The following is a 2184-nucleotide window of genomic DNA, read 5'->3' on the forward strand; positions in this document are numbered from 1 at the left end:
CCGGTCCGCGGCCGGGATGACCCGCTCCGGACGCCCCGGCCCGGTGGCGGGGCCGTCGCAGCCGTGCCGGACACCCCGCCCGGGCGAGATCGACCCCGTGGTCAGCAACGGGGTCGCCAGCGCACCCGCGGCGAGGAAGCGGCGACGGTCGACGGTCATCATGGCTCGATTCGCGCATCGTGGGCCCGGGCCGGGCCCGGAGACGAGGTACGGCGTTTCCGGACCGCCGTCCGGGACCGGTGGCGGCGTGCGGCGTCGTGGCGCGCACACCCACCGTGACGGCGGTGACCGGCGTGTTCGTGCTGGTCAGTCGCCGTACAAGGTCGCGCTGCCGGACAGGGGCGCGCAAGTTTCCGGTGAGTACCGTCACCGGGCCGGACTCCCGCCGTCGCGGGGCGCGTACGCCCCGCACATGCCGGTGGCGCCCACCGGCGAAACGGTGGGCGCCACCTTCACGGCGCGGACCACGCGGGCGACCAAGCGTGCATTCCGTGTCGTCCGACGGGTACTCGGCGTCCGGCGTCCCGATTACGCAGTCCCTGTGACGACGAGCCTTTCGCGGCGAGCTCCGCGTGGGTACCCGGCGTCCGCGCACGGAGGCCTCATCAGGGGAGCCCCGGCTTCTCCTCCGCCGGGCCTCTGGCCGACAAGACGTCCGCACTTCCTTTGTATCGGGTGAGCCACGTCACTTCAAGCCGTTCGCCGGATCGGACGTCCGATCCGGGTCACCGTTCGGTCCCGCGTCTCCGGCGCGAGAGCCCGTAGAGCGTGGCACCGGCCGCCACCGCGCCGACCCCGAGCCCCACGGCCACCGCGGTCGCCGCCGGGGCCGGGATCCGTGCACGCAGGGAGACCGGATCGGAGAACGTGTGCACCGGCCACTCCCGTTCGGTGGCGAGCCGGCGCAACTGGCGGTCCGGGTTGACCACGTGCGGGTTCCCGACGGCCTCCAACAACGGCAGGTCGGTGCTCGAGTCGGTGTAGGCGTGCGCGGAGGCGAGGTCGTAGCCGCGTTCGGCGGCGAGCCGCCGGGCGGCGACCGCCTTGTACTCGCCGTAGCAGTAGAAGTCGACCCGCCCGGAGTACCGGCCGTCGACGACCTCCATGCGGCTGCCCACGCTGTGGTCCACCCCCAGCATGTCGGCGATGGGCCCGACGACCTCCTCCCCGGTGGCCGACAGCACGATGACGTCGTGCCCGTCGGCCCGGTGCCGCTCGATCAGCTCGGCCGCCTCCGCGTAGACCAGCGGGGCGACCACGTCGTGCAGCGTCTCGTCGACGATGGCCCGGACCTGGTCGACGTCCCACCCCGCACACATGGTGGAGATCTCCGCCCGCAGCCGCTCGGTCCGGTCGGCGTCCGCGCCGGAGAGCGAGAACACCAGTTGCGCGTAGGCACTGCGCAGCGCGGCCCGCCGGTTGATCAGCCCCTGGCGCAGGAACGTCCGGCTGAAGGCCAGTGCGCTCGACGAGGCGATGATCGTCTTGTCGAGATCGAAGAACGCCGCCGTGCGGTGCGGGGCGGCGGTGTCCGCCGCGGCCACCCCCGTTCCGGCCGCGGGGTCCGGGGGGTGCGGGGAAGTGTTCTCGGGTTCGGCCACGTCCCCACGATAGGGGACCCGGTCCCGGTCTCCCGGCCACCTGGCCGGATCGGCCCCGGTCGTCCACAGTGTTGTCCACACTGCCCCGGTTGTCCACAGGTGGGCGGTCCCGTCCTTGCCCGGCGGTCCGCCGTCCGGTGACCGTGACCCGGCGTACCGGACGTGGACGGACACCGAGGGGGAGCCATGCAGACACCGGACCGGCACACCGGGCGGGACCCGGTGGACGAACATCCGGTCGGACGCCCACCGCGCGACCGGGCGACGGGGCGGGACCGGCCGCGCCCGCTGCTGGTGGCGGGCGACCCCGACCTCCGGGACCGGATCACCCGGATCGCCGCCGCGGTGGGGTGTGACCTCGACACCGTCGCCGACCTCACCGAGGCGCGGCCGTACTGGTCCGGTGCGCCGTTGGTGTTGCTCGAACACGCCGCCGTGGCCGCGACCGCGGTCCGTCCGCCCCGCCGTGCCGGGGTGTCGCTGGTGTGCGGGGAGCCGCCCGACGCCGACGTGTGGCGGTGTGCCTTCGAGTCCGGCGCCGAGGACGTCGTGGTGCTTCCCGGTGCCGCGGACACGCTCGCGG

At 74.2% G+C, this 2184-nt stretch carries 1 protein-coding gene and 1 pseudogene; one reads left to right on the forward strand and one right to left on the reverse strand.

Going from position 1 to position 2184, the window contains the following annotated elements; genetic code table 11:
* Positions 1-725 precede the first annotated feature (725 nt).
* A complete protein-coding gene (locus SACPADRAFT_RS0219745) occupies positions 726-1544 on the reverse strand; it encodes an HAD-IB family hydrolase (RefSeq protein WP_028662618.1) in 819 nt (272 codons plus the stop codon).
* A 243-nt stretch (positions 1545-1787) separates the two neighbouring features.
* Here SACPADRAFT_RS0219745 and SACPADRAFT_RS33315 point away from each other — a divergent pair.
* Positions 1788-2184, forward strand: a pseudogene (locus tag SACPADRAFT_RS33315) (hypothetical protein); the annotation flags it as partial.

Source organism: Saccharomonospora iraqiensis subsp. paurometabolica YIM 90007, assembly GCF_000231035.2.
Lineage (GTDB): Bacteria > Actinomycetota > Actinomycetes > Mycobacteriales > Pseudonocardiaceae > Saccharomonospora > Saccharomonospora paurometabolica.